The 24,460-nt window shown below is 45.5% G+C and carries 20 protein-coding genes; 6 read left to right on the forward strand and 14 right to left on the reverse strand.

The genetic code is table 11. The annotated features are described in order from the left end of the window. Positions 1 to 32 precede the first annotated feature (32 nt). The 4 genes from K7R10_RS12355 (at position 33) to K7R10_RS12370 (ending at position 2,399) form a co-directional block, all read left to right on the forward strand. Positions 33 to 461, forward strand: a complete 429-nt coding sequence (locus K7R10_RS12355; protein WP_224485029.1) for a hypothetical protein — start codon at positions 33 to 35, stop codon at positions 459 to 461. 7 nt (positions 462 to 468) lie between these two features. Next, positions 469 to 1,089 (forward strand): ExbD/TolR family protein, encoded by a 621-nt coding sequence (locus K7R10_RS12360; RefSeq protein WP_224485030.1) that lies wholly within the window; start codon positions 469 to 471, stop codon positions 1,087 to 1,089. Between the two features lie 17 nt (positions 1,090 to 1,106). Next, a complete protein-coding gene (locus K7R10_RS12365; protein WP_224485031.1) occupies positions 1,107 to 1,589 on the forward strand; it encodes an ExbD/TolR family protein in 483 nt (160 codons plus the stop codon). A 135-nt stretch (positions 1,590 to 1,724) separates the two neighbouring features. Continuing rightward, a complete protein-coding gene (locus K7R10_RS12370; protein ID WP_224485032.1) occupies positions 1,725 to 2,399 on the forward strand; it encodes a porin family protein in 675 nt (224 codons plus the stop codon). On the opposite strand, the gene K7R10_RS12375 is transcribed toward K7R10_RS12370, so the two are convergent. The 12 genes from K7R10_RS12375 to polA form a co-directional block, all read right to left on the reverse strand. Then, positions 2,394 to 2,999 carry a hypothetical protein gene (locus K7R10_RS12375; protein WP_224485033.1) on the reverse strand — a complete coding sequence of 202 codons (606 nt, stop codon included), beginning with the start codon at positions 2,997 to 2,999 and terminating at the stop codon, positions 2,394 to 2,396. The two genes, K7R10_RS12370 and K7R10_RS12375, sit on opposite strands and share 6 nt — an antisense overlap. Beyond that, positions 3,000 to 4,460 (reverse strand): RNA polymerase factor sigma-54, encoded by a 1,461-nt coding sequence (rpoN, locus tag K7R10_RS12380; protein WP_224485034.1) that lies wholly within the window; start codon positions 4,458 to 4,460, stop codon positions 3,000 to 3,002. It abuts the gene before it with no gap. 94 nt (positions 4,461 to 4,554) lie between these two features. Then, positions 4,555 to 5,988, reverse strand: coding sequence for an asparagine--tRNA ligase (asnS, locus tag K7R10_RS12385; protein WP_224485035.1), 1,434 nt, complete (start codon positions 5,986 to 5,988; stop codon positions 4,555 to 4,557). Between the two features lie 336 nt (positions 5,989 to 6,324). Continuing rightward, the gene (locus K7R10_RS12390) at positions 6,325 to 8,715 is read right to left on the reverse strand and encodes an efflux RND transporter permease subunit (protein WP_224485036.1); all 2,391 of its coding nucleotides are present in this window, start codon (positions 8,713 to 8,715) and stop codon (positions 6,325 to 6,327) included. A gap of 45 nt (positions 8,716 to 8,760) precedes the next feature. Next, the gene (locus K7R10_RS12395) at positions 8,761 to 11,277 is read right to left on the reverse strand and encodes a DUF5686 family protein (RefSeq protein ID WP_224485037.1); all 2,517 of its coding nucleotides are present in this window, start codon (positions 11,275 to 11,277) and stop codon (positions 8,761 to 8,763) included. A 57-nt stretch (positions 11,278 to 11,334) separates the two neighbouring features. Continuing rightward, the gene (gene frr / locus K7R10_RS12400) at positions 11,335 to 11,889 is read right to left on the reverse strand and encodes a ribosome recycling factor (RefSeq protein WP_224485038.1); all 555 of its coding nucleotides are present in this window, start codon (positions 11,887 to 11,889) and stop codon (positions 11,335 to 11,337) included. A 47-nt stretch (positions 11,890 to 11,936) separates the two neighbouring features. Then, complete coding sequence (pyrH, locus tag K7R10_RS12405; RefSeq protein WP_224485039.1) at positions 11,937 to 12,644, reverse strand: UMP kinase; 708 nt, start codon at positions 12,642 to 12,644, stop codon at positions 11,937 to 11,939. Between the two features lie 145 nt (positions 12,645 to 12,789). Beyond that, on the reverse strand, positions 12,790 to 13,614 hold the full coding sequence (tsf, locus tag K7R10_RS12410; RefSeq protein WP_224485040.1) for a translation elongation factor Ts: 825 nt from the start codon (positions 13,612 to 13,614) through the stop codon (positions 12,790 to 12,792). 86 nt (positions 13,615 to 13,700) lie between these two features. Further along, complete coding sequence (rpsB, locus tag K7R10_RS12415; RefSeq protein ID WP_224485041.1) at positions 13,701 to 14,483, reverse strand: 30S ribosomal protein S2; 783 nt, start codon at positions 14,481 to 14,483, stop codon at positions 13,701 to 13,703. A gap of 170 nt (positions 14,484 to 14,653) precedes the next feature. Then, complete coding sequence (rpsI, locus tag K7R10_RS12420; protein WP_224485042.1) at positions 14,654 to 15,040, reverse strand: 30S ribosomal protein S9; 387 nt, start codon at positions 15,038 to 15,040, stop codon at positions 14,654 to 14,656. Next, complete coding sequence (rplM, locus tag K7R10_RS12425; protein ID WP_224485043.1) at positions 15,040 to 15,495, reverse strand: 50S ribosomal protein L13; 456 nt, start codon at positions 15,493 to 15,495, stop codon at positions 15,040 to 15,042. The genes rpsI and rplM overlap by 1 nt, the downstream gene beginning before the upstream one ends. Positions 15,496 to 15,743: 248 nt before the next feature. Next, entirely contained in the window at positions 15,744 to 18,569 is a 2,826-nt protein-coding gene (polA, locus tag K7R10_RS12430) for a DNA polymerase I (protein WP_224485044.1), read from the reverse strand. A gap of 245 nt (positions 18,570 to 18,814) precedes the next feature. On the opposite strand from polA, the gene K7R10_RS12435 reads away from it, so the two are divergent. Then, positions 18,815 to 20,047, forward strand: coding sequence for a metallophosphoesterase (locus tag K7R10_RS12435; RefSeq protein ID WP_224485045.1), 1,233 nt, complete (start codon positions 18,815 to 18,817; stop codon positions 20,045 to 20,047). A 98-nt stretch (positions 20,048 to 20,145) separates the two neighbouring features. Beyond that, the gene (locus tag K7R10_RS12440; RefSeq protein WP_224485046.1) at positions 20,146 to 20,442 is read left to right on the forward strand and encodes a thioredoxin family protein; all 297 of its coding nucleotides are present in this window, start codon (positions 20,146 to 20,148) and stop codon (positions 20,440 to 20,442) included. On the opposite strand, the gene K7R10_RS12445 is transcribed toward K7R10_RS12440, so the two are convergent. Further along, a complete protein-coding gene (locus tag K7R10_RS12445; RefSeq protein WP_224485047.1) occupies positions 20,439 to 21,056 on the reverse strand; it encodes a polysaccharide deacetylase family protein in 618 nt (205 codons plus the stop codon). The genes K7R10_RS12440 and K7R10_RS12445 overlap by 4 nt on opposite strands. Before the next feature lie 72 nt (positions 21,057 to 21,128). After that, complete coding sequence (locus K7R10_RS12450; RefSeq protein WP_224485048.1) at positions 21,129 to 24,455, reverse strand: glycosyltransferase family 117 protein; 3,327 nt, start codon at positions 24,453 to 24,455, stop codon at positions 21,129 to 21,131. Positions 24,456 to 24,460: the final 5 nt, after the last annotated feature.

Consider the following 24,460-nt stretch of genomic DNA (forward strand, 5'->3'; position numbering starts at 1 on the left):
TAGTTTAAAGAAGATCAAACCATTATAAGATTATGTATAAAATAGCAAAAATATTAGCCATTATACTCGGTGTTGCCGGGCTGGTTCTATGGGTTCTCATAGTGCAGCAAGGAGCAGAATCGGGAATGGTTGACGTAATGATAAACCTGGCTGTCTACATGACCCTGATAGTAGCTGCGATCGCATTACTAATGTCGATTTGGCAGTTGATCACACATCCAGACAAGCTTAAGAAGTCCTTGATTTCACTGGCGGCATTCGCCCTTGTACTTTTGATCAGTTATTTCGTTCTGTCTTCCGGTTCAGATATCGACCTGGAAGCCATGTCGCGAAGAGGAATTGAAGTTGATGAAGCTACCTCTAAGTTAGTAGGTGGTGGTCTGATCGCTTTCTATATCCTTGCTGGAGTCGCTGTACTCGCAATGTTGTTATCAGGTGCGAAAAAAATTATAAGTAAATAATAAGATTATGGCAAGAAGAGGAGGAGCACCAGAAGTAAATGCCGGATCCATGGCAGATATTGCCTTCCTACTCCTTATCTTTTTCTTGGTAACAACTACCATTGAAACTGATTCGGGGTTGGATCGTAAACTCCCACCCATGGATACTCCGGAGACCGACGTTATAATCAAACAGAAGAATATTTTTACTGTAGAAGTTAACAAGAATAACCAGTTACTGGTAGAAGAGGAATTGATGTCTCTCGATCAATTGAGAGAGGCAGCTAAAGCATTTCTTGATAACGGTGGTGGTCTTGGAGAAGACGGAGAACGTTGTGACTATTGTCAGGGCGCTCGTGACCCCGGATCTTCTGACCATCCGAACAAAGCGGTAATCTCATTGCAGAACGACCGTTTGACACAATACAGTACTTATATCGCTGTTCAGAACGAATTGGTTGGAGCCTATAATGACCTGCGAAACAGGGAAGCTGAACGTCTTTACGGACAGAAGTTCACCGAAATGGATGCCACGTATTTGGATCCAAAGACTCCAGAGTCTGTAAAGGATGAATTGAAGCCTAAGATTGAAAGAATTCAGTCCATGTACCCGCAGAAACTGTCAGAGGCCGAGCCTAAAAGTAACTAAAACTCAGACAACGTATTATGTCAAAATTTAAGAAAAAGAAAGAAGGAGATTTGCCAGCGGTTAATACCGCTTCACTTCCGGATATCGTTTTCATGCTGTTATTCTTTTTCATGACGGTTACCGTTATGAAAGACAGTTCACTGATGATCAAAAATGAACTGCCGTACGCAGATCAGATTCAGAAACTGGATAAGAAAGACCGTGTGATCTATATCTATGCAGGAAAGCCAAGTGAGCGTTACCAGTCTACGTATGGTAGTGCAGCAAAAATCCAGCTTAACGATAAATTTGCCGATGTTTCTGATGTTGCATCCTACATACTTGCTGAGCGTGCAAAGAAAAGGGAAGAACTCCAAAATGTTCTCACCACCGCTCTGAAAGTTGATGAGGAGACCAACATGGGACTGGTGTCTGATATTAAACAGGAACTGCGTAAGGTGAATGCCCTGAAGATCAACTATACAACTCGTAAAGGAGATGCTTTCAGAAATATGCAGTAATATTTTATCAGAAGAATAGAATCTAAACTGGAAAAACGCTTTTAACGTGCATCGTTGAAAGCGTTTTTTTGTATATAATATGCTATTAAACACATGATGATTTACAGGAAATATTTGTTTTCAGCTTTTTTTCTTGTGGCAATATTCAGCACGGCGGCCCAGGAAAAGGATAAGGACAGTCTTGATTTTGATTATCGCGATGACAGATATTTTGAAGATCAGTTCTACCTTGGACTCGGATATAACCTGATGCTGAAACTCCCGGAAGGATCCAGCCAAAATAATGTTTCATATAGCTTACAAGGTGGTTTTATTAAGGATATTCCGCTCAATGAGCAACGCAATATCGCTTTGGGCTTGGGTGCCGGAGTAGCCCTTAATGCCTACTACAGTAATTTTTACGCATTGAAAGACAGCCAGGGCAATATAGCGTATCAGAAGATACCAGACGATACCCAATATCAGAGAAATAACTTCAGCACCTTTACAGCCGATATGCCAATTGAGTTCAGGTGGCGTACATCAACAGCAACGAGGTATAAGTTCTGGCGGGTTTATGGTGGTGTCAAGCTTTCTTATTTACTTCAGGGAAGATCCAAATTCGTGGGTCTTAGTAACACAGAATCCTTTGAAAACCCCGATATTAATGATCTGCTTTACGGAGCATATATAAGCTTCGGTTACAATACCTGGAACTTCTATCTTTATTACCAGCTGAACAATATGTTCGAAGATGGTACAACAACCATTCAGGGTAATCCTTTAGATATTAAGGTTCTTAATTTCGGCCTTATATTCTATATTTTATAGCCAATAACCAAAAGTGAACAATTGGGTCATCAGGCCGATAAGCATGCCTGTAACGACCTCTGATGTATTATGAGAACGAAGGTAAAGCCTGGCGGTAGCTACCGCTCCAACAGAGGCGACCAGTACTGCGATACCGAGGGTGATGTTTATTTCATAATGTACCGCCAGTCCCAGCACAAAGGTGGCCAGGCCCGTGATTCCCATCATGTGCATGCTGGCTTTGAAATTGAGGTAAATGAGTATCAGACAGGTGACCAAAGCTCCTATGACCCCGACAAAAAAGTAATAGAGTTCCGGTGAATAGCTTCCCGGAATGATCTTCATAATCGCGATATAGTTCAGGATGATATAAATGAAAAGCGGGATCTTTCTTTCTCCAACCGATGGAAGACCGGCTGAAGTGATCCATCGCAGGTTCTTCAGCAGAAAATAAAACAACAGGGGAATGATCACCGTCACGATCAGTAAGGCCAGTAAGACGGTATGGCGATTTTCAGGCGGATTGTACTTTGGAGTGATCAGGTAGTAAGCCACGCCACCCGCAAGGGGAATGAAGAGTGGATTAAAGAGGAGGCTGATGATCTGGGAGAAAATTCGCATCTATATTTCCTTACGTAATCGGGCTACGGGAATATTGAGTTGTTCCCTGTATTTTGCCACGGTTCGCCGGGCGATCGGATAGCCTTTTTCTTTTAACATTTTTGCCAGCTTGTCGTCGGTCAGAGGTTTTCTTTTGTCTTCGTCTTCGACCATGTTCTCCAATATCTTTTTGATTTCCCGGGTAGAAACATCTTCTCCTTCTTCGTTCTTCATCGCTTCAGAGAAGAGCTCTTTGATGAGTTTGGTGCCATAGGGTGTATCGACATATTTGCTATTGGCTACTCTGGAAACGGTAGATACATCCATGCCTATCTTATCCGCGATGTCTCTCAGGATCATGGGCTTCAGCTTTCTTTCATCGCCGGTCATAAAGTATTCCTCCTGGTGATGCATGATGGCGTTCATGGTGACATACAGCGTCTCCTGTCTTTGTCTGATGGCCTCTATGAACCATTTGGCTGCATCGAGCTTTTGTTTGATAAACATCACCGCATCTTTCTGAGACTTGCTTTTCTCTTTTGAATCTTTGTAGCCTTTGAGCATATTGTTATACTCTCTTGAGACATGCAGTTCCGGGGCGTTTCTGCCATTCAGACTGAGTTCCAGCTCACCGTCGACAATGCGAATGGTGAAGTCAGGAACGATATGTTCCACCGGCTTGTTGTTTCCCGAATAACTGCCACCGGGTTTGGGATTGAGTCTTTCGATCTCATGCACGGCACTGCGCAATTCATCTTCAGTGACATCATGTCGTTGCAGCAGTTTTTTATAGTGTTTCTTGGTGAATTGTTCGAATGAACGTTCAAGTATGTCTATTGCCAGGCTTACTGCTGGCTGCTGTTCCTTGCGCTCGAGCTGGATCAGAAGGCATTCCTGCAGATTTCTGGCTGCTACACCCGGCGGATCCAGGTCTTGTACGGTTTGCAGTACTTTCTCGACCTCTTTTTCGTCGGTGAAGATGTTCTGGGTGAATGCCAGATCGTCTACGATATCGGCAACCGATCTTCTTATATATCCACTGTCATCAACACTGCCCACCAGAAAGGAAGCGATTTCTCTTTCCTGCTCGTTAAGTCTGAGGGTGTTCAGCTGTTGGTTGAGATATTGTGTGAAAGAGGTTCCGGAGGCATACGGTACCTGCTTTTCTTCATCGTCACTGCTGTAATTGTTGGAACGGAGACGGTAATCAGGAATTTCATCATCACTGAGGTATTCATCGACATTGATCTCATCGGCTTCAATACGTTCGTTGTCCTGATCGTCTGTATAATCTGATTCGAACTCTGTTTCATCGCCTTCTGCCGTTCTGTCTTTACCGCTCTCCAGTGCAGGATTCTCTTCCAGTTCCTGTTTAAGGCGCTGTTCAAACGCCTGTGTAGGCAACTGGATCAGCTTCATGAGCTGTATTTGTTGTGGCGAAAGTTTTTGCGATAATTTAAACTGCAGTTGCTGCTTTAACATGCTGAGTGCGCTTTACATAAAAATAAAAAAAACCAGTCACAATAAAGGTTATTCTGCAACTAGTTTTTCTTTTAAAAATATATGCTGTCAGGCTTTAGAATTCTGCGTTTTGCGGAGTTCTGGGGAATGGAATTACGTCTCTGATATTGGTCATTCCGGTCACGAAGAGTACCAGTCTTTCAAACCCGAGACCAAATCCACTGTGTACGGCAGTTCCGAACTTTCGGAGGTCGAGATACCACCATAGTTCTTCTTCAGGTATACCCAGGGCTGCCACCCGTTCCTTAAGAACGTCAAGGCGCTCTTCCCGCTGTGATCCACCGACGATCTCACCGATACCAGGGAAAAGTATGTCCATGGCCCTTACTGTGTTGCCATCCTCGTTCATACGCATGTAGAAAGCCTTGATCTTCGCAGGGTAATCGAAAAGAATGACCGGAGCGTTGAAATGCTTCTCGACCAGGTAGCGCTCGTGTTCGCTTTGAAGGTCGGCTCCCCATTCTTCGATGATATACTGGAATTTTTTCTTTTTATTGGGTTTCGATCTTTTCAGAATTTCAATTGCTTCTGTATAACTCACTCTTTTGAAGTTGTTATCAAGTACGAAGTGAAGCTTTTCGATCAGTGACATTTCACTGCGTTCATTCTGAGGCTTGCCTTTTTCTTCCTGAAGCAGGCGCTGCTCAAGAAATTCAAGATCTTCCCTGCAGTGATCGAGTACGTACCTGATCACGCTTTTGATGAAATCTTCAGCCAGGTCCATATTGCCCATCAGATCCAGGAAGGCCACCTCAGGTTCGATCATCCAGAATTCAGCCAGGTGACGAGAGGTGTTTGAATTCTCAGCCCTAAAGGTCGGGCCGAAGGTATACACCTTTCCGAGAGCCATAGCGTAAGCTTCGGCTTCCAGCTGTCCCGATACGGTCAGGTTGGTTTCCTTTCCGAAGAAGTCTTCTTTAAAATCGACCTTTCCGTCTTCGGTAAGGGGAGGGTTCTTGGCGTCAAGGGTAGATACCCTGAACATCTCTCCGGCTCCTTCTGCATCAGACCCGGTTATTACAGGGGTGTGAACATAGTAAAAGCCATTATCCCTGAAATACTGGTGAATGGCAAAGGACAGGGCAGAACGCACACGCATCACTGCACTAAAGGTATTGGTGCGTACTCTTAAATGTGCCTTTTCACGAAGGAATTCCAACGAGTGTTTCTTGGGCTGAATGGGGTAAGTTTCGGGGTCAGAAGTTCCCAGTACTTCGATCCTTTCAACCTGTACTTCATATTTCTGACCCTTTCCCTGGCTTTCAACCAGCGTTCCTTCAATGCAAACGGCAGCTCCGGTATTAAGTTTTTTAAGGGTGTCTTCAGGAGTGTCCTCGAAATCGACCACACACTGAATGTTATTCAGGGTGGAACCGTCGTTCAGGGCAATAAACCTATTGCTTCTGAAGGTTCTGATCCATCCGTTTACCTTTACCTGTTGCAGTAATTGCTCTCCCTTGAGCAGCTCGTTTACCGTATATGTTTTCATGCTAAGTTGCTTGTTCTTACAGCCAGCAAAGATATAAGTTTTAGCGAAGTTTTTCACGGCCTGAAAGCGCAAAATACCTGTGGGGAGTAAGGCCTTTGTCTCCTGCCGGGTGACCTGTAAGCTGTGAGATCATCAAAAAAGGGGAAAATCCCCCTAACATTGAATGACCTCTGATCATACCTTTGGAACGTAGTTAAGAATAAACACCCGGTCTGCTCACAGGCCCGGATCAAAATATTTAAAATGTAGGTTTGGGGGAACCTTGAAGTCTGTTCGGAATGTTTCATTTCGGCAGACTTTTTTTTGGCCCCATCCGATCCGGCTATGTTGTTTCGATCACTCGTCTTCTTCCTCCTCTTCGGTAAGTACGTTGATGTTAGGTTCTTTGAGTACCTGTTTGTTGGCGATATTTCGTTCCAGTGCCAACAGCAGGGAAGGCAGCAGGATCAGGTTGGCCAGCATGGCGAACAGCAGGGTGATCGAGACCAGGCCGCCCAGTGCCTTAGTTCCTCCAAAACTACTGATCATAAATACCGAAAATCCAAAGAAAAGTACGATGGAGGTATAAAACATACTTACACCTGTTTCCCGTAGTGCGTTATACACTGATTTTCTGATATGCCAGTGGTTGGCCGCCAGTTCCTGCCTGTATTTTGCCAGGAAGTGAATGGTGTCATCGACTGAGATCCCGAATGCAATGCTGAAAACCAGGATGGTTGATGGTTTGATAGGAATACCCAGAAAACCCATGACGCCCGCTGTTACGATAAGCGGCAACAGGTTGGGGATCAGGGAAACAATAATCATTTTGAACGAGCGGAACATATAGGCCATGAAGATCGAGATCAGGAAGATGGCCAGGGCCAGTGACATGATCAGGTTCTTTACCAGGTACCGGGTACCTTTCATAAATACCAGTGCTTTTCCTGTAAGTGTGACATCATATCGGTCTTCAGGCAATACCTTGGCGATCTCTTCACGCAGATCGGTTTCTATGCCTTCCATCTTATCAGTACCGATATCTTTCATGAAAGTGGTAATTCTTGCTATCTGGCCCGTCGAATCGGCAAAACTGTTGAGCAGGTTGGCTTCTCCCGAAGATTTTCGGGCATAACTCATTATAAAGGTCTTTTCCTGGTTATTAGGTAACTGGAAATAATTAGGGTTGTTGTTATAGAAGGCCTGTTTGGAGTACTTCACCAGATTGGTGACAGATATGGGGTCAGATAATTCGGGAGTTTCCCGTATCAGCTCCTCGAGTTCGTCCATGCGGCGAAGAGTAGCCAGGTTCATTACACCATTTCGTCTTTTAGTGTCGATCATGATCTCGACCGGCATGACCCCGTCAAATTCTTCTTCAAAGAACCTGATATCTTCAAAGAAATCAGCTCCCTTAGGCATATCCTCAATGATGCTGCCTGAGATACGTATCTGGTAAATACCGATAATACTGGCGATAAGGGCCGTGAGTGAAACTATAAAAACAGCTATCCGGTGATGACGTACGGTGTTTTCCATCCATCCCACAAAGGCGCTGATCCATCTTTTATTCAGGTGCTTAAGGTGCTTGGTCTTGGGCAGCGACATGAAGCTGTAAATGATGGGAATGATCAGCAGCGAGAGGGTGAATATCACCATGATATTTATCGAGGCTACGATACCGAATTCTTTCAGCAGTTTGCTCTGGGTGATAATAAAGGTGGCAAAACCGGCTGCCGTGGTGGCATTGGTCATAAGGGTGGCATTACCGATCTTGGAGATGACCCTTTGTAATGATTTTGCCTGGTTTCCGTGTTTTTTAACCTCCTGTTGATATTTGTTAATCAGGAAGATACAGTTGGGTATCCCGATCACTATGATCAGTGGAGGAATAAGGGCCGTGAGTACAGTGATTTCATAATGCAGCAGTCCCAGTATGCCAAAAGCCCACATCACTCCGATGGTCACCACGATCATGGAAATAAAGGTGGCCCTGAAGGATCTGAAAAAGAAAAAGAATATCAGGGAGGTAATCAGCAGGGCTGCTCCGATGAACATGCTTATCTCGTCGATGATGTTCTGTGAATTGAGGGTGCGTATGTAAGGCATCCCTGAAACCCTGACGTTCAGACCTGTTCGTTTTTCAAAATCCTTTATCAGCGGGATAAAATCATTAAAAATAAAATCTTTACGCACTGAAGTGTTCACGATCTCCTTATCCAGATAAATGGCAGACCGGAGGGTTTTGGTCTCTTTATTGAACAACAGGCTTTCGTAAAAAGGGAGCTTGTTGTAAAGTACCATTTTCAGGCTGTCGATCTCTTTTTGGGTTTCGACCGGGCCGTCGATAAAGGGAACCAGCTCAAACGAATTGGTTTCTGTGTTTTTCTGAAGTGTCTGCAGGTTTTCTGTGCTGATGGCCAGCGAAACTTCCGGCTTGGCTTTGAGCTGTTTGCTGAGTCTGTTCCACTCATTCAGATTGCGTTTGGTGAAAAGGGCGCTGTCTTCAACAGCAATAACGATCAGGTTGCCTTCTTCACCAAAGACGTCCAGGAACTTATTGTATTCCTGATTTACAGGGTGATTGTCAGGAAGCAGATTGGCCTCGGTATAGGTGAACCGCATATTTTTCCACTGCATTCCCAAAAAAATGGTGCATGCCAGTAAAATTCCAAGTATCAGAAAACGGTTTCGCAAAATAATGCGGGCTACGCGCTCCCAAAATCCTCGACCTATGTGTTGTATCATTTCAGAAAATTTCCGTGCAAAGGTAGAAAACTCTCTCTATCAACCCTAAATTCCAAGTGATAAATAGAAGGTAAATTTAAAGGAGATATTATCCTCTACCTTAGGCAGGTGGTAAGCTCCGTAGCGATACATGAAGTTTAGTCCGAAGCCATAAAAGATCTTATTGATTTCGAACCCACTTTCAAAAAATCCTTTATTGAGCGATTGAAAATCCAGGCCCTGGTGATAGGAGAGGTTATCGATGTCTCCCATCGCAAAACGGGAAATGATAACGAATTCGGGTGTGATCATTTTACTCAGCTTAACAGGGAGAAAAAAGTGTTTAGCCTGCAGGCTGAAATACCGGTCTGAGAAAAACTCATTGAAATACATGGTTTCAAAGCTGTCACGCCCTGCTACTGAAAACCGTCTCCAGAAGTCTTCGTTGTCGGGTTGGTTAGGAGAAGCGTGGAAGAGTTCTGTGACCGGAAGTGCTCCCGATGCGATCCCGCCATTAAATTGAAAGGTAAACCGGCCACTGTTAAGAAGTTGCCATTCATGCTTAATACGAAGCTGCAGTTTGCTGAAGTCAAAATCACTTTCGAAAAATCCTTTGAAACTTTTTGTAGCCTGCAGGGAGAGCTGCGGATAGCCTGCTTTTATCAGTTCAGTTCCTTCAGGGGTCTGCATGTATTCATTGAACGGGCTCCATTGCAACGCAACCGTCGCTGTACTTGCCTGATATTTGTTAAACGGGGTGATACCGTCTTCGAGATAAGTGTATGCATAGGTAGGTTCCACATCGGTCAGGCTGAACCTTCCTTTCGCCGTTAATTTGGAATTGATATCGTGGGAGAGGCTGGCGCTGATGTCTCTGGTTCGGTGAAAAAGACTGATATTGAAAAGCCGGGGTTCAAAGACATAGAACATTCGCCCGTCAGTTATAAATTTAGAACTTCCCGTTTCGGTAAGGTCGTCGGTATAATTGAGGCCTATGATGGTGTTTCGCATTTTGTCAAGTCTGAAGGCGGCTCCTGCGCCGTATTTGAAGTCAGCATCAAGGGTACCGTAAACGCCATAGGCATTAAGAGTAAAGCGTTGGGAAAAGTTTTCATTGGTCACAGCACCCATACCCGTTCTGAATCCCTCATAAGCATTGTATTTAAGCAGGTATTTCAGGTCAAAGTCGACGTATCGGGTTGCAAGGTACCCGGTAAAAAGCTTTTTGAGGAATGGAATACGCTCGTTCAGGCGTTGCGCTTTGGCCAGGCTATCCAAAAAAACATAGGTCTCCCGTTCTCTGCTCCCAAGGGTTTCGGTTCTGAAGGGATTCCAGTAGGTATCGTCTTTCAGGGCTGCTTCTTCACTGATGACCAGCTTTACATTGTTGCTTCGTTTCTCGATATCGCTGTTTAACTCAATATCATAGGCCTGCTCGGTGATATAAAGCCTGATCTCCTCACTGGCATCCTGAGCATTGGTATGAGCAACCCCTTTTTCAGGCGCCTCTGTTTCGGTTTCTATGGTCACGCGATCGAACAGGCTAACCGCCAGGTCATTTTCTCCTTTTCCCAGTTCCACCTGCTGTTCTATGGGGAACCATATTTTTTCATCTTCAAAGTACCGGTAGGTCTGGCTGGCGGTGATATCGATCGTTCCCTTCAATTCAGCTATGCCTTTTTGAACCGCGTAAGATTCCGTATTGAGATATAGTATGCCTTCAAGGAGGGCCCTTTTATCTGATTTCCGGGGAAAGAAATATACCATGAATGCTTCTTTTCCTCTATCGTTCAGCGTGTCCAGAATGCGGTATTTATAAAACTTCGTTGCATTATTTGCCAGCGGACTCAGGTATTCGGTGCCAAAAAGGGAATAGGTGTCGTCGTAAAAGGAAAACGATTGCAATTCGAGGGTCAGCAGCCGGTAGAGCGGTTCCTGCAAACCGGCCATCCGGTTTCCAAGAACTTTTTCCTGTTTCCCTTTACCTTTGATAAAAGTGATCTCTGAAGCTTTTTCAGCCAGGTAGAGGTGAGAGCGCAGTAATCTTTTTTTGAGCCGGTAGTTGGTCGAATCTACCCTAAGCAGTTCCCTTTCCTGATCTGTGACGGCGAAAACAGAATCAACAGCTCCTGAAATAGAATCGGGATTTGCCGTAATGACAGTTTTGGAATAAAAGTTAAACCGGTAACTCCCGAGGGCATTATCAGGATCGTTTTCGGTTTTACGTGCGATGGCTTCTTCTATGAGCTTCTCGGCAAGATCTTGCTGCTGGGTTATAAACACCGGTTGCAGCTCCTCTTCTTTAGTGTTGAGCCTGATGGTGAAAAAGTCAATAGGCAGAATTTCACGAGTTACCGATTCGTACCCGACATAACTCACCGTAAAAGTTTGAGTGTTCTCCCCGACCGAAAGCGAGAATTCGCCTAACAGGTTTGAAATAGCGGCTTCGCCTTTATCGGTGATGATGGTGGCAAAAGGCAGCGGATTATTGTCTTCTTCGCTGAGAATGACGCCCTTAATGGTTTGCTGGGCCTGGAGAGACAGGCACAAGGCAAGTAAACCTAGGGTTATCAGTATTCTCATAGTGACTGAAGCAATAAAAAAAAGCGACCCTGAAAAAGGTCGCTTTATTTGAAATTCTTAAACGGTCATTATCTCCTTTTCCTTTTGGGCCAGAATGGTATCGACCTTTTCGATATAACTGTCGGTGAGCTCCTGAATGTCGACTTCGGCATTGTTTTTCAGGTCTTCCGAGGCGTCAAGCCTCTTGATCTCTTTATTGGCTTCCTGCCTGGCATTCCTGATGGATACCTTGGCTTCTTCGGCTTCTGCCTTGGCCTGCTTTACCAGTTGTTTACGCCTTTCTTCGGTAAGAGGAGGTACATTTATGATCACCATTTCGCCGTTATTCATGGGGTTGAAACCCAGATTGGCGAGCATGATACCGCGCTCGATCTCCTGAAGCATCGATTTTTCCCAAGGCTGAATCGCTATGGTTCGCGCATCCGGGGTGTTTACGTTCGCTACCTGGTTCAGAGGCGTTTGAGAGCCGTAATAATCGACCATTACGCTGCCGACCATTGACGGACTCGCCTTTCCGGCTCTGATGTTTACCAGTTCTTTTTGCAGGTGTGAAATGGCTGCTTCCATCGACTCTTTAGTGCTGTCTAAAATCAGTTCAATTTCTTCGTTCATAACCGCTTTGCTGTTAGTATGGTATGGTTAATTTATTATCAATTTAGTTAAAGATTTACTTTCGTGCCAATATTTTCGCCTGAAACCACTTTAGATAAGTTCCCCTTTTTGTTCATATCGAAAACAATGATGGGCAGGTGGTTTTCCTGGCTTAAGGTGAATGCAGTGGTATCCATCACCTTTAATCCTTTTTTCAGCACATCCTCGAAGGTAATATCATCGAACTTGCGTGCGTCTTTATTCTTTTCGGGGTCAGATGTATAGATCCCGTCGACTCTTGTTCCCTTGAGTATCACATCAGCATCGATCTCTATAGCCCTGAGTACGGCCGCAGAGTCGGTTGTGAAGTATGGGTTTCCGGTGCCTCCGCCGAAAATGACCACACGGCCTTTTTCAAGATGACGTACCGCACGGCGGCGTATAAAAGGTTCTGCGACCTCGTTGATCTTGATTGCAGATTGCAGTCGGGTCTGAATGCCTTCATCTTCCAGGGCACTTTGCAGTGCAAGTCCGTTGATAACGGTGGCGAGCATTCCCATGTGATCTCCCTGTACGCGATCCATTCCGTTGCTGGCACCTGCCAGTCCACGAAAGATATTCCCGCCCCCGATCACAATGGCAACCTGTACATCCTGGTCGACCACTTTTTTTATCTCTTCTGCATATTCTTTCAGTCGTTTGGGGTCGATGCCGTATTGACGTTCGCCCATCAGCGCTTCTCCGCTCAGTTTAAGAAGTATTCTTTTGTATTGCATGAATGCCCCCGAAGGAATTTTAAGGTGAAATTTCTAGATCGCAGCAAAAATAAGCAAAAATATTCAGTCGGGATGCTTGTCGAAAAGCACAAAAAAAGCCCCTGCCAGTGCAGGAGCTTTTAAAATATTTCAATGTTCAGAAGTCTTAGCTGAGTGCTACACGCTCGAAACCAACGATCGTAAGATCCTTGTTAACCGATTTTACGTATTGAGCAACGCTTTGCTTACTGTCTTTGATGAAGTCCTGATTTACCAGGGTGTTATCTTTAAAGAATCGCTTCAGTTTACCTTTTGCGATGTTCTCCAGCATTTCTTCAGGTTTTCCTTCGGCACGGAGCTGATCTTTAGCGATCTCGATCTCCTTGTCGATGGTTTCCTGATCAACACCGGCTTCGTCAAGGGCAACCGGGTTCATTGCGGCAGCCTGCATAGCCACGTCTTTAGCAGCAGTTTCAGCGCCTTCAACCTGAGCAGATAGTCCTACCAGGGTAGCGATCTTGTTTCCGGCGTGAATATATGATCCTACGAAGGGAGCTTCAAGAGTTCTGAAGTCTCCGATCTCGATCTTCTCACCGATAACTCCGGTTTGCTCGATCAGTTTCTCTGATACTTTCAGGCCGTTCAGCTCAGCATCGAGAAGTTCTTCTTTAGAGTTGCAGTTAAGTGCCAGCTCGGCGATATCGTTAGCCAGTTCTACGAATTTTTCGTTTTTGGCAACGAAGTCGGTTTCGCAGTTCAGTGAAACGATAACACCTTTAGCGTTGCTGTCGTTTACCTTAGCGATAACTGCACCTTCAGAAGACTCACGGTCTGCTCTTTTAGCAGCTACCTTTTGTCCTTTTTTACGAAGGATCTCTACAGCTTTATCAAAATCTCCATCGGCTTCCACCAATGCATTCTTACAATCCATCATACCGGCTCCGGTAGACTTTCTAAGTTTATTAACTTCAGCGGCTGTAATTTTTGCCATTTTTTTCTTTCGTTTTACAGTGATTAATAAGATTCTAAACCCCGCCTGAAATCACAAGACGGGGCTTTATGAACTTTATCCTATTGTTATGATTCTTTTTCTTCAGTAGAAGCAGTTGCTTCAGCTTTAGCTTCTTTAGCCTTAGGCTTATCATCTTCTTTGTCAGCGTCTTTTTCTGCCTTTCTGGTTGAAAGACCTTCAGCGACAGCTTCGGTTACATGAGCAAGAATCTTTTCGATCGATTTAGAAGCATCGTCATTAGATGGGATCACGTAATCAACCTCTCTCGGGTCTGAGTTCGTGTCTACCATCGCAAAGATTGGAATGTTTAATTTCTGAGCTTCTTTCACGGCGATGTGCTCACGCATGGTGTCTACAATAAACAGGGCGCCAGGCAGGCGGGTCATATCGGCGATTGAACCAAGGTTTTTGTCAAGCTTGGCTCTGAGACGCTCCACCTGAAGTTTCTCCTTTTTAGAAAGGGTGTCGAAAGTACCGTCTTTCTTCATCCTGTCGATAGCGGTCATTTTCTTAACAGCTTTTCTGATGGTCACAAAATTGGTTAACATTCCACCAGGCCAGCGCTCAGTAATGTAAGGCATGTTCACATCTGATGCGGCTTTTGCCACGATGTCTTTTGCCTGTTTCTTAGTGGCTACGAAAAGGATTTTTCTGCCGGAAGCAGCGATTTTTTTCATCGCTTCGTTCGCTTCTTCAAGCTTAGCAGCGGTTTTATACAGATTGATAACGTGAATTCCGTTACGCTCCATGTAGATATAAGGAGCCATATTCGGATTCCACTTACGGGTAAGGTGTCCGAAATGAACACCGGCTTCGAGTAAGTCTTTTACTTCTATGTTATTTGCCATTTTTCTTTTTAGTTTACGTTCCGTTGAATTTAGCAATGCTGAAGTGGTCACCTGAAGGTTCGCCTTCATCATTTGGATGCTAAACTAGTTTCCGTTGTGCGGATCAACGACATGATTATTTTATAATAATATAATAAGCAGTACGGGTACTGCCATAATCGCCCATGGGATTAACGTTTAGAGAACTGGAATTTCTTACGGGCTTTCTTCTGACCGTATTTCTTACGTTCAACCATTCTAGGATCACGGGTAAGCAGGCCTTCTGGTTTCAGTGTTCCTCTGTTCTCTGCGTCTACCTCACACATTGCTCTGGCGATCGCCAGTCTGATTGCTTCAGCCTGTCCGGTTACTCCACCTCCGTAAACATTTACGCTTACGTCAAAAGCATCTTCATTCTCAGTAAGAGACAGAGGTTGCTTTACCTTGTACTGCAGGGTAGAGGTTTTGAAGTACTCTGCAAAGTCTTTGTTGTTGACGGTGATGTTTCCTTTTCCTTCAGAAAGATAGACCCGGGCAACAGCAGTTTTTCTTCTACCAATTTTGTGAATCACTTCCATTATTTAATGTCATTTAGATTAATTGCTGCAGGCTTCTGAGCTTCGTGATCGTGCTCTGAACCGGCATACACTTTAAGATTGCGGAAAAGATCTGCACCGAGTTTGTTCTTAGGCAGCATTCCCTTGATTGCCTTTTCTACCAGTCGAGCAGGGTCTTTCGCCATAAGTTCGCCGGCAGTTTGAATTCTTTGTCCACCTGGGTATCCGGTATAGCGAATGTATTCCTTGCTATCCCATTTTTTTCCGGTCAGGTTGATTTTTTCGGCGTTGATAACAATCACGTTATCGCCACAATCAACATGCGGGGTGAAGTTGGGCTTGTGCTTCCCTCTAAGGATCTTTGCCACCTTTGAAGAAAGACGCCCAAGCGTCTGATCTTCAGCGTCTACCAACACCCACTGTTTGTCAACAGTAGCTTTGTTCGCTGAAATCGTTTTGTAGCTTAATGTATCCACACTAAATTATTTAAAATTAAACATTCCATTCCCTACCCAATCAGTTCGGGTTAAGGGAGTGCAAAAGTACACATTATTATGATAATTGCAAACGTGTAGCTGCTTATAATTGAGTGTGATGTAGTTAGCGCCATGAATTTTGACAGCTTGCTGAGTTTCAGTAACAGAGCGACCCCGGAATTTCAAAACAGATTGAAATTCTTGGAACTTCACACAACCTGCCTGCCTGCTCCCGCAGGGCGATGTTTCTAATGCGCTTCGAGCCAGTTGTCACCATGGCCCAGTTCGACCTTCAGAGGTACACTCAGGGTGTAAGCCGATTCCATTTCCTGCCTGATCATCCGGCTTACCTTTTCCAGCTCCTCCTTGTGAGCATCGAATACCAATTCATCATGAACCTGCAATAACATGCGGGTCTGGTACTGCTCTTCTTCCAGGCGTCGCTGAATATTGATCATCGCGATCTTGATGATATCGGCAGCACTTCCCTGAACGGGAGCGTTCACCGCATTTCTTTCTGCAGCCCCTCTGACTACCTGGTTTCTTGAATTGATGTCTTTCAGATAACGTCTTCTTCCTAAAATGGTCTCCACATATCCGTGGTCCTGCGCAAAATGGATCTGGCTGGAAATATAGTCCCTGAGTTTAGGGTAGGTCTCATAGTAAGTGTCGATCAGCTCTTTGGCTTCGGTACGGTTCAGCGATGTCTGGTTGCTGAGTCCGAAGGCTGAGACACCATAGATGATTCCAAAGTTTACCGTTTTGGCATTGCTGCGCTGCTCCCGCGTTACCTCTTCCATGGGTACATTAAAGACCCTGGAGGCTGTTGAGGCATGAATGTCTTCTCCTTCCTGAAATGCCCTGATCATATTTTCTTCCTGGCTCAGAGCTGCTATGATGCGCAGTTCTATCTGTGAGTAATCGGCGGCAAGCAGGGTGTATGCTTCGTTTCTAGGAACAAAGGCTTTTCTGACCTGTCTGCCTCTTTCTGTTCTGATAGGGATGTTCTGCAGGTTCGGGTTGTTGGAGCTTAGTCTTCCGGTGGCTGCCACCGCCTGGCTGTACACGGTGTGTATGCGATGGGTCTTCGGGTTCACTTCGTTTGGAAGGGAATCCACATAGGTGCTCTGTAACTTGTTCAGTTGCCGCCAGTAGAGTATATCTGCAACGATCTGATGGTCTTTGGCAAGTCCCGATAAGACATCTTCTGCGGTTGAATACTGACCTGTTTTCGTCTTTTTCGGTTTGTCGACCAGGTTGAGCTTGTCGAAGAGTATCGGCCCCAATTGCTTGGGAGAGGCCAGGTTGAATTCTTCACCAGCGGCTTCGAAGATCTGTTTTTCCAGTTTTGCGATATCGTCGTTCAGGGCCTTAGACAAAGATCTCAGGTAGGTCTCATCAAGGTTGATCCCTTCTATTTCCATAGCAGCCAGCACCTTGATCAGGGGAGCTTCGATCTCCCTGAAGAGTTTGTCGGCATTGCGTTCTTTGAGTTCCTTTTCGAATAGCTGCTTCAGTTGCATGGTGATATCGGCGTCTTCTGCGGCATATTCCTTCTGTTCTTCCAGGGCGACACTTCGCATCGATCGTTGATTCTTCCCTTTCTTACCGATCAGTTTTTCGATAGGCATGGGTGAATAACGCAGATAGGTTTCAGCCAGCAGGTCCATGTTGTGGCGCATATCCGGATTGATCAGGTAGTGTGCGATCATGGTGTCGAACAAGGGCCCGTCTACCCTGATGCCGTAATTCGAAAGCACTTTAATGTCATATTTCAGGTTCTGACCCACTTTTTCGATCTCCTTATGTTCGAAAAAAGGTCTGAATTCCTCGAGTATGGAAAGGGTCTCTTCCCTGTCTTCGGGCAAACTCAGGTAGTATCCTTTACCGGCGCTCCACGAAAAGGCAATACCAACCAGTTCTGCCTCCAGAGATTTCAGGCTGGTGGTTTCTGTGTCGAAACAAGCGCTTTGACAGGCGAGCAGTTGTTGCAGCAATAATTTTCTTCCTACCTGAGAGTCGACCAGCTGATAGTGGTGAGGGGTGTTTTCGAGGGTCTTGAGTCCGCCCGGCTCTTCCTTGGTGGCCGGGGCTGCTTCTGAGCCTTTTGAGAAAAGATCGTACTGAACATTGAGATTGTCGTTGATGCCTTCAGAGCCGTCTTTTTCCACTTTCGTGGTCTCCACCTCCTGGTGAAAGGTTTTCATGAGGTTTTCAGAAAGCCTTCTGAACTCCAGTTCCTGGAAAATTTCCTTTACCTTTTCAAAGTCGGGGGTGTTTAGTTCGAAATCCTGCTCATGAAAGGTCACCGGTACATCGGTCATGATGCGGGCGAGCTTCTTAGACATCAGGCCTTGTTCGGCATGACTCTCGACTTTTTCCCTCATTTTACCTTTTAGCTTATCGGTGTTCTCAAGCAATTGCTCAAGGCTTCCGAATTCTTTGATGAATTTTTTGGCGGTTTTATCTCCTACTCCGGGAAGTCCGGGTATATTATCAACCGCATCTCCCATCATGCCCAGGTAGTCGACCACCTGCATGGGTTCATCAACCTCGAACTTCTTTTTTACTTCATCGATTCCCCAGATCTCGATCCCGTTCCCCATTCTTGAGGGCCGGTAGATCAGGGTGTTTTCGGTGACCAGTTGGGCAAAGTCCTTGTCAGGGGTCACCATATATGTTTTATATCCTGCTTCCTCGGCTTGTTTGGCCAGGGTGCCTATGAGATCATCAGCTTCATAGCCCGCTTTCTCGATGCAGGGTATATGCATGGCCTTTAAAATATCTTGTATGATAGGAACGGCGATGCGTATGGCTTCAGGGGTTTCGTCACGGTTGGCCTTGTATTCTCCGAATATTTCCAGCCGGTCTTTGCTTCCTTCCTTATCAAAGGCTACAGCAAGGTGGTCGGGTTTCTCTCTTTTTATCACATCAAGAAGGGAATTCATAAATCCCATGATGGCAGAGGTGTCCATTCCCTTTGAATTGATACGCGGATTCTTGATGAATGCATAATACCCCCTGAAGATCAGGGCATATGCATCTAGCAGAAAGAGTCTTTTTTGTTCAGCCATAATGGTGTGTGCGATTTAGGAAGTAAAAATAAGGAAGTTTTTACGTTTAAGCTGCTTTTAAGGTTGGTGAGTGCTGTAATAAATGGAACCTATTTTTTTGATATTTAGAGCTAAGAAAGAGTTCGTATGTTGCTTTATCTTATTGTGAAACAGAGGTTTTGCCGGTTTCGAAATCGTTAAATTATATAAAAAGAGCCCGCCGGATAGCTTGCAGGGGCTTACATTTGTTAAAAAAGAAAATTTACATGTCCCGATTTTTCATATTTCTCGGGCTGTTTTACCTCCTAGCGGCCTTCTATGGCTTTCAGGCATTCAGAACAGCGGTAAAGAGTCCGATACTTCAGATAGTCTATGCCTTCGCCTTCCTGGCAGTGCTGGCTAATATTTATTTTCATTTCAACGGTTATGACCGCTCTCAGGGAATGACTCCAGCTATGGGATGGTCGGTGGGTTTCTTCCTGGCCTTTATGTCACTGGGTTTTCTCTCGGGGGCCTTTATGCTGATCGAAGATATCTTTCGTTTCTTCTCCTGGATCTATCGTTCTATGATTGCTGATAATTCGGCTGCTTCGGAAGGTTTTCCCTCCCGGCGAAAGTTTATCAGTCAGCTGGCTCTTGGGCTGGCCGCCATTCCTTTTGCCTCTTTGCTCTATGGAATGTATAAGGGGAAGTATGATTACCGGGTGCTCAGGTATACCCTCGAATTCGATGACCTGCCCGAGTCTTTCGACGGGTACAGGATCACCCAGATCTCAGACATCCACAGCGGAAGCTTTGACGACCGGAATAAAATTAGTTATGCCGTTGACCTGATCAATGAACAGAATTCTGATGTTATTCTTTTTACCGGAGATATGGTGAACAGCGTTGCCAGCGAAATGCATCCGTGGGTCGATATTTTTTCACGGCTGAAAGCTAAAGACGGAATGTATTCTGTGTTGGGGAACCATGATTACGGTGATTATGCAGAATGGCCGTCGGAGGAAGAGAAGGAAGCCAACCTGGAGGAGTTAAAAAGGATACAGAAGCAGATCGGTTTCGATCTGTTGCTCAATGAGAATCGTTACCTGGAACGAAATGGTGAAAAGATCGCCCTGGTAGGTGTTGAGAACTGGGGTGCCGGAGGGTTTAAGAAAGCAGGAGATCTGGCCAGGGCATCTGAAGGGGTGCGTAGTGATGATTTCAAGATTCTGCTTAGTCATGACCCTTCTCACTGGGAATACGAAGTGCTGAAGCACCAGGATCACTATCACCTTACCCTGAGCGGACACACCCACGGGATGCAGTTCGGGGTCGAAATTCCCGGCTGGTTCAAATGGAGTCCGGCGAAATACCGGTATAAGTACTGGGCGGGTATCTATCAGGAACTCGGACAGTATATCAATGTGAATCGCGGATTGGGCTTTATCGGTTACCCGGGACGGGTGGGCATCTGGCCTGAGGTAACTGTGATAGAATTAAAAAAGAAGGTTGTCTGATCTGATTTTTCAGGTCGTTCCCCGAAATTTACCGGCTAATGACTGTTTATTGCTTTTTTTCTTACATTTGAGGTAACAAGTAGCTAAAATTCAATCATATGTCTAAGTTCGGTGAGTTAATCGATGTCAAAATTCCTGTTCTGCTGGATTTTTATACCGATTGGAGTGAACCTTCCACGGCTATGCATCCCGTTTTGCGCGATGTGGCAGCGGCTATGGGAGATAAGGCTAAAGTCATAAAGATCGACGTCGATAAGAACAAGGAGCTTGCCGAAGCTCTCAGGGTGAAGGGGTTGCCGACACTGATGATCTATAAGGGCGGTGAAATGGTCTGGAGGCAAAGCGGGGAACAGGATGCCAATACCCTGATTGGGTTACTACAGGAATACGTCTAAAGCACTTCACAGGAATATCCCTTATCCTTCAAAAATTTTAATACAGCCGGGAGCGTTTTCTTCAGGCGGTCAAAAGCCTTTATGCTGTCATGAAAAATGACGATGCTGCCCGGTTCGATATGTTTCATGCAATTTTCAGTGCATTCCCCGTGAGTGAGGCTTTGATCAAAGTCAGCACTGAGTACATCCCACATTACGATCTTCAGACCTGACCCCCTGATATTCCTTGAAAGGTTGTTGGTCAGCCTGCCATACGGAGGTCGGAATAATTTAGAAGGGGTGAAGTTTAACTCCCGATCCATGCTTTCAATCAGAACCTGCGTTTTTTGAACATTGTCTATATAGCTGGTGAAATCATGCTTCCAGGCATTCAGATGGTTAAAAGTATGGTTGCCTGTCTGGTGTTGGCTGAGGCGAATTCTGCGGTAGATCTCCGGATATTTACGCACATTGTCTCCAATGCAAAAAAAAGTGGCTCTTGCGCCGTATCGCTTCAGTTCTTCCAGTACAAAATCGGTTACCTCGGGTATCGGGCCGTCATCGAAGGTCAGATAAACCTGTTTGTTGTTGGCCGGTGGGACCCGCCATAGCAGGTTTGGGAAGATTCTCCCCATAACCGCCGGAGTTTTTACGATATAAGATTTCATACCCGTTAAAAAAAAGGGGGCTGCCGCAGCCCCCTGATATTATTCATTCAAAGTGTCCTGAAGGAGGGTGTCATCGGGTAAAGTGCCCGGAATGGCTTCCTCCAGCAGTTCTTCTCCCGGTTCTGTAGTGCCTCTGTTTCCTCCGTAAAAGTGGCTGAAAAGTTCCAGGTATTCATTGAAAGTTTCAGCTTCTTCCAGAGCAAATTCTTCATCGTCGTTTATTACCAGTACATCAACCAGCGCACGGTAGCGTTCGATATTGGTGATGATGTCTTCAGCACGGTTGTATTGCTCATTAACATTGAGTGAAGAATAATACTCCAGGTGCTCCTGGTATTTTCTGGCGATCTGTTCGAAAAGATCACGGGCTTTTTCGGTTTCGCCCACCTTGTAATATCCGTCGACATAAGGCTCCAGGAATACATAGTATCCGAAATAACCGAAAGGCATTTTTTCCATTGCCAGGTTGAGAATATCACGGGCTTTTTCAACCTTATTCTCGGCAAGAAGTTTTTCGACCAGTCGGGCCAGGTTTCCTCTGAAAGAAATGCTGTTCTTTCGGGTTTCCGGATCGTGGTAGATGTCAGGTGACTCTGAATTACCCCAGTCCCATTTCATGACGATATCATACATGAGGTCTGCATCGATTCTTCCCATTTCATACGGATTCTGCGGGTCGATGGCGGTTCTGATGGGAACCAGTTTGTAAACAAGTCCGTCCAGTTGCAGATAGTCTTTCATCCACATGTATTCTGCCTTATCGAAGCTTCCTCCGGTAAAATATATGGGTCGTTTCCAATCGTTGTTGGCCAGGATGTCGAGCATCAGGATGCGGTTCTTGGTAAGTGCGCTTTCAGGAAGATCAATATCGATATAATCAACGATCTTGTCTGTGTCTTTTCTGCTTACCAGGCCTGATTCCAGTACATTTTCCTTGTTAACCGGTACCCTGATCTTATTGGTCGGGTAGAAAGGCAGATCGAGGTAGCTTTCAGGATATTGTGAAAGATCGCCTCCCTGTCTTTTGATCAGCGTACGGAACGTGTTCTGGTCATTGGCTACCCAGTCCATAAAACGGTCTATATCCCAGCGCTCATCGGTGAGTTTCTGATAGTAGATCACGTCCCTCACTCCATAGGCATATTTATCATGGGTGAGCTGAGAGGGAATAGGATCGCTTTCGTACGCCTTTCGTTTCATCTGGTCTATATACCAGTCTGTAGCGAACAGGGAAGTGTTAACCGTTCTTACATCGGTTCGGTAGCCTTCTATCTCCTGTGCATACCAAAGGGAGAAGGTGTCGTTGTCACCGATAGTGAACATGATGGCTCCCGCATCTTCCTGAACCGAGTCGAGATATGATTTAGCCATGGCCTGTGCCGTGTAACGGTTCGAGCGGTCATGGTCATCCCAGTTGTTGTAGGCCAGTACAGCCGGAACGGCTAAAAGGCAAATGACAGTAATGGCCGGTGCCAGAATTTTGGGTGCCAGGAATTTTTTGAATTCGTCGAACAGGGCGTAAACCCCCATTCCGATCCAGATAGCAAATACGTAGAACGATCCCACCAGCGCATAATCTCTTTCACGCGGTTCGAAAGGTCTTTCGTTCAGGTACACCTTCAGGGCCAGTCCTGTGAAGAGGAAGAGGATGAAGAGTACCCAGAATTGCTGTTTGCTGGTCTTGAACAGGAATAATAAGCCGATAAGTCCCAATATCAAAGGAAGAAAGTAATAGGTGTTTCTCGCTTTGTTATTCAAAACATCAGAGGGCAGGTTGTCCTGTGATCCCAGTCGCATTTCGTCTATGAAGTCGATCCCGCTGAGCCAGTTTCCATGGTTGTCAAGCTTGCCTTGTATGTCGTCTTGCCGCCCTGTGAAGTTCCACATAAAATAGCGCCAGTACATGTACCCCATCTGGAATTCGAAAAGGTACTTCATATTCTGCCAGAAGGTGGGTTTTTCGATGATCAGGAATTCATTGAACTGCCTTATAAATCGTACATATTCATCGTTATCGATGTTTCCGCTTCTGATCTCTGACCTTAACTGAGACACCGCTTCAGACAGTTGAGGGTTGCCCCGGTATTCAGGCTTGATTTTGATCTCAATCGGGCCTGCTACGTTCATGTAGTTCGCCGCATGGTCACTGCTCCACATGCGGGGAAGGATTCCCTCGTGGTTGCTGTTCGGTGCGGGAATGGCATCTTTGTAGTTGTTTACGATCACGTATTTCCCGCTGGCATAATCCCTTTCATATTTGGGTTTCTCATCATCATAAGGATCTACGGGATCCTGGCCGGCAAACGCATCTGTATACATGGGTCCGTAGAACAAATGGGTCTCCGGATATTGCTCCAGGTTATAGTAAGCCAGCAGCTGTCTGGCATCTGTCGGGCTGTTTTCATTAATGACGGTACCGGCATTGGCTCGAATCGGGATCATCATCCAGGTGGAAAAACCTATGAGTACGAAGAGAATGCTCAGTACGATACTATTCAGTATGGGGTAGTGTTTTTTACGGGTGTACGTTAAGGCATACCAGAAAAGAGCCACTATAAGAACGGCCGCGATAATGGTTCCCGAATTGAAAGGCAGGCCGATACTGTTGATAAAGAATACTTCAAGGTAGCCAAAGAACCGCATCACATTCGGTAAAAGAAGCTTGAAGATGAACAATAGTATAGCTATCGAAATAATATTGGCCAGGATAAAGCTTTTGGCTGTCGGTTTTTCGGTGGTTTTGAAATAATAGATCATCCCTACCGATGGAATGGCCAGAAGGGCCATGAAGTGTACTCCGAAGGAGAGGCCTATAACAAGGGAGATCAGAACAAGCCAGCGGTTACCTCGGGGCTGGTGGATCTCGTCTGCCCATTTTAGTGCCAGCCAGAATAACAGGGATAGCAACAGCATAGCCATAGCGTAAACCTCTGCCTCTACGGCATTGAACCAAAAGCTGTCTGTGAAAGTGAACGAAAGCGCTCCTACCAGTCCGCTGCCGAGAACGGCCAGGTATTTCCCGGTGGAAGGCTCTCCGGTTTTCATGGCGAGCTTGGCTGTAATATTGGTAATGGTCCAGAACATAAACATGATCGCAAAGGCACTGGAGAATACCGACATATGATTCACGGTAACGGCGACGTTCTCAGGTTCAGAAGCGAACATGGCAAAAAAGGCACCCATCATCTGAAAGAACGGTGCACCCGGAGGGTGTCCTACCTGAAGCTTGGCAGAGGTGGCGATGTATTCTCCTGCATCCCAGAAGCTGGAAGTAGGTTCTACGGTCAGGTGATAAGTGATCAGAGCAATTGCAAAAACTATCCACCCAAGGATAGTATCCCATTTTTTAAACTGTAATGCAGTCATGAAAC

The sequence above is a fragment of the Robertkochia aurantiaca genome (assembly GCF_020166495.1).
Taxonomy (GTDB): Bacteria; Bacteroidota; Bacteroidia; order Flavobacteriales; family Flavobacteriaceae; genus Robertkochia; species Robertkochia aurantiaca.